This window comes from Dellaglioa sp. CoH-57-MRSF-16, from assembly GCF_056782055.1.
Map to the genome: position 1 here is coordinate 1 of NZ_JBXAXZ010000011.1, position 7509 is coordinate 7509.

Consider the following 7509-nt stretch of genomic DNA (forward strand, 5'->3'; position numbering starts at 1 on the left):
TTTTGTTTTTTATCCTGTTTATTTCTAATAGCGTTAAATGTTCTTCTCAATGAAACTGTGATGTCATGTTGCAAATCTTCATAGTTATCTAAAAAGATAGTTGTTGGTTTTCCTGTTTGTTGAGTAATAAATGTTTCACTTGCTTTTTTAGCATTAAAAATAATCCCAATCATTTTTTCCATTTTCTTTGGATCATTTGCAGACCATAAACTGATTAACTTTATTGTTTCAGCTTCTAAAGGAATTTTACCTGCATTTCCGTTTGATACTAGAAATTCGCTTGCATTAGCTACAATGTCTTGATTTTGTTTTTGTAGAACATTTTGAGAGAAATTAATTGATGAAAAATCAAGCATGCTTGTATCTTTATTAGTATCTTTATTAGTATCTAAGTTAGTCTTATATAGATTGTGTCCGATTTCGTGATGTCCGCTTGTATCAAGGGTTTCAGCCATTTCTTGTCGGCGTCCGATTTCGTGATGTCCGCTTGTATCAAGGGTTTCAGCTGTTTTATTATTTTCTTGTCGGCGTCCGATTTCGTGATGTCCGCTTGTATCAAGGGTTTCAGCCGTTTTATTAGCAAAATCCCGTTTAATATACACGTCTTTTGCTGTAACTTCTAAATCATCAAGGTAAAGTCGATTGGGTAAATTTTTCTTTTTCTTGGGATCAAATCCTTGCTTGATTTGAAATAATAGTCCTGCTATATATGATCCATTATACCATTTAACAAAAAAACAGCCCCCATTATCCAACTAGTAGATAACGAGGGCTGTTTTAATAGTCTTTTCTAGGGGTCATTATATAATTATAGCCCCTAAACAAACATCTTTTGTAAAAAGCCTTTTTTCTGTTCTTTCAACAAATCTAACTTACGTTGATGAAGAGCGATAGTGTCGTCGAGTTGTTTGAAAAATGAACCAATTTTTTGCTGTTCTTCCTGACTAGGTTTATAGATTTCAAATTCTGAAAATTTAGAAATCCAATGACGTTCATGACTTTGAGGTACATATTTTATATTCTTCAACGTATTAAACATAAAATAGAAATTGTCAGAATTATCATTCAAACTAAGTAATTTCATTGCGGAACTCTTAATCTTAAAAGGGAAATCTACATAATGAGAACCAGTTGTAAAATCATCAAATATAATAACTGGATTCTCTACGGTAGCATTTTTAATCCCAGTAATCTCATCTGTATAGCCCAATAAGAAACTCTTACCTGCTGTTAAAACAGGTGTATTAAAAGTGTCATCATACTCTGTAGATTTAACAATATATTTTGTTGGTTGCTCATAGTTAAATATCTCCCCCAACTTACGCTGTTCCCAATCGTCAGCAAACCCCGCAAATCGCAATTCAGGAATTTTTTCTCCAGCTTTTGGAAACATTTTTTGCAAGTAGCCTTTTTTCTGTTCTTTCAACAAATCTAACTTACGTTGATGAAGAGCGATAGCGCAATCAAGTTGTTTGAAGAATGTCCCAATTTTTTGTTGTTCTTCTAATTTTGGATATAAAAGATTTACTTGTTTTAGATCAGAGTTATGCAGATGAACTACAGATTTTCCTTGAGCTCTCTTCGACATTTCTTGTCGTTGAGATCCATTAGAAATAGTTAAAGCTAAAAAAATAGAATCAATATAATTTACTGGTTTAATTATATTTAAATCTCCGCCTAAAATTAGACCTGATTTACCAACAACTGAAGCTCTAGAAATATCTTCTGAAGATTCTCCTGATGCAGGTACTATGACTTCAGATCCTTCACTAATTATTGAGTTATCTTTCTTATTTACAAATGTATCTACTTTCTCAATAACTGTTTCATATTTTGTATATAAGCGACCATATAAAATTATTGGATCTCCAAATTCGACTAAATCATTTTTTGTATATCCATTGCCTTTTGAAAAACTAGCTAATTCACCCAACTTACGCTCTTCCCAATCGTCAGCAAACCCCGCAAATCGCAATTCAGGAACTTTCTTTTTAACTGAATCATCTATTTTCGCCATAGTCCCCACCATTTTCTTGGTTTTTCTTGTTCTTCTATCCTTTTTTGATCTTTGATTTGTTCCTGCAAATTTTCCAACTTCTCTTTAAGAGCGTTCACTTCATCTTTATATTGATTGTCTAAGTGTTTGAATTGTGTTTCCTGTGAGGGCATTTTGAGAACTTTTAATCTGTCGTTTTTTGCTTTGTATTCTTCTAACAACTTTTTATCTTGTAAGGCTAATTGTTGTTGCTGGTCTAACAAATTTTGCGTTTGTTTTTGTGCTTCCACTAAACTTTTTATTTGTTCATCTTTATTGGTATTTTGAGATTCAAGATATTCAATTTGGTGTTTAAGACTGTTTAAATAGCTATTTAAAGTGCTGTTTAATTCAACGCCTTCAACACTTGTATTTCCTTTTATATTAGTGTTTTCTTGGTGTTTAACGGTATTTAACTTACTGTTTAAACTACTGTTTAATTCAATACCTATATTTTCTTTTATTTGTTTAACCGCTTCAGCGGTTAATAGCTTCATACTATTATTTCTAACTACATATTCGCTTGATATTTTAGAAACTTGATAATGAATTTTATTCTTGCTAACTCCTAACTCATCTGCAAGTTCTCGAATCGTTTTTAAATTGTCACTCATGATCTATATCCTGCCTTTTAACGATTGGTAGATACTGTTCAATCGATTTTTTAAGATACTTAGCAATATTCTTTTTCGAATAGTCATCTTGTTTGTCTCTGATATAGGCTAAGTGTTCTTTCACGCCCTTTAAACCACGTAATTCTTTTAATTCGTCATAAAGTGGATATACATTTTTCTGTAACCCTGACAAAATAGTCGTATCCGTTAAATCAATATATGACAATAAAAACTGCTCCATAAGTAACTTTGTATAGGGACTTTTTATTGCCTTAACAGTCAACATATCTTCTGTTTCTTCTTGACGAATCTTGCCCTCGATATAAACGGGATCATCCTGTTTATAACTACTATCAGCCGCAACTTGTTTTTTAGTAATGTGAAAGACAATGCTATCAATGCTGCGCCCTTTTTTAACTTTTTCGTACGTCACATTAAAAGTTGTATTATTTGTAATTTCTTCAATACCATTTTTTAAAATTCTTTTTTCAAAATTTCTAAAATCCAGATACTCATCTATCGTATCTGTCATTTCTCGTAAATCTCGGATACTAATTTCAGGATTACGATAACTATCAATTTGGTCTTGTCTCCGACCACCTTTAAAGCTGTAATGCTCGTACTGGTTGTAATTCATCGATAACCAACGGTATAGAATAATGGCATACTTGCTATTTAATTCTGCGATGTCTGACAAAGCATGTTGCGTAAAATTGTTTTTAAGATTGATTAAGTAAGGCATGATTTCACGATGAAATTCAATTTTTACTTCGTCACTATAATCCGTCCATTCCACATAAGGGATTGGCACAATACTAACAAACTTAAACCCTTTATCTTGTTCTTTTTTAATCTGAAAAAAAGCTTGTTTCTGCATTCTTTCAATCGCTTGTTTAAATCGGCTATGTTTATCGTTATCATTCACCTTAAAGAAAGCAAACATTTCTTGCTTTGATAAATAAACCGTTTGATCTTGAGGTGGGTTTTCTGTATCGATTAAAGAAACAGCTAATTCAAACATTTTAAGCGGCGTTTTATCCATTTTGGCAATGGATGTGATTAAGCTATTGTGTTCGACCACTTTTCTTTTTGATAATTCATTCAAGGTCTGCACCTGCCTTGTCTTTGATTCTGATATAATGGACATATAGATACACTCCTTTGGGCGTGTTGTTGGATATAAGCATAAAGAAAAACTTTTTGTCGGGAATTTCTTTATGCTTTTTATTATAGCATTTTACGTGTACATGAAAAAATAAAATGTACACGTATGCACAGTATTTTGTACACGTATGCACAGTATTTTGTACACGTATGCACAGTATTTTGTACACGTATTTAGCTTTGAAGCATTGCTAATGCTCACTTTATAACCACGCAAAAGAACAAAAGATTAAAATATAAAAGATAAACTTATAATAGGCTTCGCCTTTTTATTGAATTAATAAAAACAAAACAAAAAGAACACCGTTGTACATAATGTTTGTCCAGAGTGTTCTTTTTGTTTGGCATTATTTTAAATGATGGATTCCTGGTTATGTAACCTAATTGCCCCTTATTAAGCCAATAGCGACGTTTGAATCTATTTGATGATTATTTCTACGTCACATGGTTAAAAACGCTTAGACGAGCAAATAGGCCGTTATAACGTTAAAGACTTGGCCCTTTAAAAATATCACGCGTTAATTCAATGATTCGATTAATTAATGCTTTAACTTGTTCAATACCCCAATCTAATCTAGTTGGCGCTATTTTCGTATCTGGATCTGCTCTAGCTGTCGTCAGTGTCTTTAACCAGGTCTGGGCTACTTTTTTATTTTGAGTGAGTTCTTCATGATCCAGCTTATAAAGAACATACCGAGCCTCCACATCAGTATGCGATAGTTTGTCGACACCATAATCATTTTTAAGCATGTCACGCATCACATAGTCCATTTTTTGCTGTTCTCGCTGCCGCTTCTGAAACATTTGATGAGTTTCTTTCAGGTTTTGATAGTCAGCTTGGATGTCAGCTAATTGCGCGTTGACTTGGCCTAACGTTTGCTTGAGTTCTCGTGTCTCATGCTGGCTTTGCAAGGTGGCTTTCTTCATCGTGGCTAACACACTTTTAAAGCGATCTAAGTCATCTGGTTTAAGCACCGTCTTACCAAAGAGGTTTTTAGATAAGTCTTGTTTAAAGGCATCAATTTGTTTTTCGGCTAAGTCCAATTCCGTTAAGGCTTGATCCGTGATTTTAAGTACGGCCTGTTTCGCACGAATATTGTCTTCAATATCGGCTAGTTCAGTTTTTAAAGCGTTAAACTGATCGTTGTATTTTTTGATTTCAGCGACATTCTCAAACGGTAAGGTTTTGTTATTTAAAATCCCTTGTTCATAAAAGGGCAGCACTTTTTTTAAATGCTCATCTAAATCCTCATGAAAGCTTTGCAAATCATGGCGCGTGAGGACTTCTTTAGCGGATACTTTATCACGTGCTTTTTTATTATCAAAAACCACTGGGACAAAGGCATAGTGCAAGTGAGGGGTTGTCTCGTCATAATGTACGACAGCGGCCACGGCATTTTCTTGACCATAACGGTCATTCAGAAAATTAGTGGTTGCTTCAAAAAAGGCGCTCTGTTGCTCGTAGGACGCTTCTGTAAGTTCTTCAGGTAAAGTGACAATCCAAGTCGCTAACGCCTTCACATCGTCTCTTTTCATGCAATAAACGTCATTTAAACGCGCATTGAAGCGTGACAGCATATCAGAACCATCCGCCATCAGATCTTGATTTAGATAGGTTTTCGACACATCAATTTCTTTGTTAGTGTGATGGTCGGTTTTACGTTCAAAGTGAACCGCTAAACCTGGGACTGCGCCACGCGTATTTTTCTTTAAATGCGCCATCAAAAATGCCTCCTCAAAAAGGGTTTTCCAAGACCAGTATAACACCGTTAAAAATCTGGTATAGCCTGTTATACCAAAATAATATTTTGGACAGGCTCTGCGAGGCGCGTCATCGCCAAGCGATGACCGTAGCGTTTCCCCTTCTTACTGGGGAAACTGCTATTTTACAGCGCCACTTATCCGGCTTGTAAAACCTCTGGCGGGTCACGCCGTGACGGGGCAATTTATCATTGCAGGATCACTTTCAGTGAGAGCATGTCATGCAGAACGCTACCCGCGTGGGGCAAGCTGGTGTCAGCTTAACCCCATAAAAAAATAAGTTGAGATAGTATCTGTATCTCAACTTATTTTGAATGCTAATATAATTTCTCATCGTATTAAGTTATGACCAATATTTCCTGTAAGCAAACTACACGCGTTTTTTTGGTAACAATTTTAATAAATCTACACTGGTATGGATTGCTCAGAAGTCAATAAATTGGACTATTTTTATTTGCCACTTATTATTTTGATAAGTCTAACTATTGCTTTTGGCATCAAAAGTGTCTTAGCGATATTGGTACTAATTATTCTGTCACTTACATTAGCATTATTTATTGCAAAATAAAAAGCAAAGCTTTTATAAAAAAAGTCTTTACCTTTTATTTTTCCCAAGTCATACGATACTCTTTTGAATCAGTCTCAGTATCCATACCTACACTGTCTATGATAAAATCTTTATTCTCATAAAAATTAACGGCATTAATATTATCTACATAGACTGAAAGTGTTAATTTGTCGTTTATTTGTTTTAGGTAATTAATTAATCGGCTACCAACACCTTGCTTTCTGTAGTTCATGTCAACAAATAATCCAGCTATGTAACCATCTAATTCGCCTAAAAAACCGATAATTATTTCATTATTCCTATACACAAAAATATTTGCTTCAGGCAACATTTTTTTAATGTTCACAAATTGATTTTTCCAATACTGAGCGGGAATAAATGAATGTGCTTGTAAATTGCCATTCAACCAAATCTGTGCCAATTGTTCTAAATCCCTGTCTGAAAAACTGTTTAATTTTGTAATCATTGTAGCCCCCTTTTTCCTAAAACAAGTTTAATAAGAAATAGGAGAGGATTCAATTATCTAAAACTAGGAAATGATATTAATTAATCATATTCTTTTCCATTTATTGTTTCACATATTGTTTCTACACTTATTAGTTCCATTATTTCCACTCCTTATAATTTAAAAATATTCTAATTCTAACAATCGTTTATTTAAGTTACCTAGCGTTCCATATTTTCGTATTAACACTTTAGTTTCTTGTTCATTTTGAGCTTTACTTATCACTCTATTCTCGCTTTCTGCATTATCTAATTGTTGCTTTAAAAACTTTTTATTCATTTTTCTGTCCTTTCTTTTAAACACATTTTTTTTAGGTGTTGAGTGAGTGAAGCTGGATTGATGATTATTTTTAAGTTATTAAATTATGTACATAGATCACCCCCTTTTTTTATTTTGATAGTTCATTTTTTCCAGTGCGTTTTCGGTCGTTTGCTGTGATGAAAACAGATAAAAAACATAAAAAAAATACAAGGGCGAACTTGTGAGTTTATATACCCTTTTATTTTTGACTGTTTTTGATATGGTAAGTGACAGTAAACAGACGTATTACGCAGTGTAAAATGAGCTTTCTAAAAAAGGTAGTATGATACATAATTTAATTGTTTAACTTCAAAATAATCAGAAAAAAAGGACAAGATATTATCTTGTCCTTTGATTTTAATTGCCTTTAATAACGCTTCTAAGGCATTTTTAACATTTTACTAGTCTTTGTACTTTGTTGCTTTTAAAGTTTCTCTATGGCTCTTATATGAGCTAATTTAGCCATTTTAACTTAATGATTGCAAGTATTCGCTGTACCACACTTCAAAAGTATTTCTCATTGCGCCAAAAATGTAATTTTCAGGATTAACTTTTTGTTTTT

The 7509-nt window shown here is 33.3% G+C and carries 8 protein-coding genes; all 8 read right to left on the reverse strand.

Features of this window, described 5'->3' with window-relative positions:
• On the reverse strand, nt 1–755 hold a 755-nt coding region (locus tag AC1RPH_RS07465), incomplete at its 3' end, for a plasmid replication initiation protein (RefSeq protein WP_481761984.1).
• 62 nt (nt 756–817) lie between these two features.
• Nucleotides 818–2017, reverse strand: coding sequence for a restriction endonuclease subunit S (locus AC1RPH_RS07470; protein ID WP_224143287.1), 1200 nt, complete (start codon nt 2015–2017; stop codon nt 818–820).
• Entirely contained in the window at nt 2005–2649 is a 645-nt protein-coding gene (locus AC1RPH_RS07475; protein ID WP_481761985.1) for a hypothetical protein, read from the reverse strand. Before AC1RPH_RS07475 ends, AC1RPH_RS07470 begins: the two co-directional genes overlap by 13 nt.
• On the reverse strand, nt 2642–3796 hold the full coding sequence (locus AC1RPH_RS07480) for a RepB family plasmid replication initiator protein (protein WP_481761986.1): 1155 nt from the start codon (nt 3794–3796) through the stop codon (nt 2642–2644). The genes AC1RPH_RS07475 and AC1RPH_RS07480 overlap by 8 nt, the downstream gene beginning before the upstream one ends.
• A 503-nt stretch (nt 3797–4299) precedes the next feature.
• Nucleotides 4300–5535 carry a MobV family relaxase gene (gene mobV, locus AC1RPH_RS07485; RefSeq protein WP_481761987.1) on the reverse strand — a complete coding sequence of 412 codons (1236 nt, stop codon included), beginning with the start codon at nt 5533–5535 and terminating at the stop codon, nt 4300–4302.
• Between the two features lie 489 nt (nt 5536–6024).
• Nucleotides 6025–6189: a hypothetical protein gene (locus tag AC1RPH_RS07490; RefSeq protein WP_013102110.1), complete on the reverse strand. Its 165-nt coding sequence runs from the start codon at nt 6187–6189 to the stop codon at nt 6025–6027.
• Entirely contained in the window at nt 6177–6608 is a 432-nt protein-coding gene (locus AC1RPH_RS07495; protein ID WP_220741389.1) for a GNAT family N-acetyltransferase, read from the reverse strand. Before AC1RPH_RS07495 ends, AC1RPH_RS07490 begins: the two co-directional genes overlap by 13 nt.
• 159 nt (nt 6609–6767) lie before the next feature.
• Nucleotides 6768–6926, reverse strand: coding sequence for a hypothetical protein (locus tag AC1RPH_RS07500; RefSeq protein ID WP_185931198.1), 159 nt, complete (start codon nt 6924–6926; stop codon nt 6768–6770).
• Between the last annotated feature and the right edge of the window lie 583 nt (nt 6927–7509).

Coding starts and splice junctions, on each gene's coding strand:
- AC1RPH_RS07470 (WP_224143287.1), bottom strand. CDS start 2,017: ATGGCGAAAATAGATGATTCAGTTAAAAAGAAAGTTCCTGAATTGCGA.
- AC1RPH_RS07475 (WP_481761985.1), bottom strand. CDS start 2,649: ATGAGTGACAATTTAAAAACGATTCGAGAACTTGCAGATGAGTTAGGA.
- AC1RPH_RS07480 (WP_481761986.1), bottom strand. CDS start 3,796: ATGTCCATTATATCAGAATCAAAGACAAGGCAGGTGCAGACCTTGAAT.
- mobV (WP_481761987.1), bottom strand. CDS start 5,535: ATGGCGCATTTAAAGAAAAATACGCGTGGCGCAGTCCCAGGTTTAGCG.
- AC1RPH_RS07495 (WP_220741389.1), bottom strand. CDS start 6,608: ATGATTACAAAATTAAACAGTTTTTCAGACAGGGATTTAGAACAATTG.
- AC1RPH_RS07500 (WP_185931198.1), bottom strand. CDS start 6,926: ATGAATAAAAAGTTTTTAAAGCAACAATTAGATAATGCAGAAAGCGAG.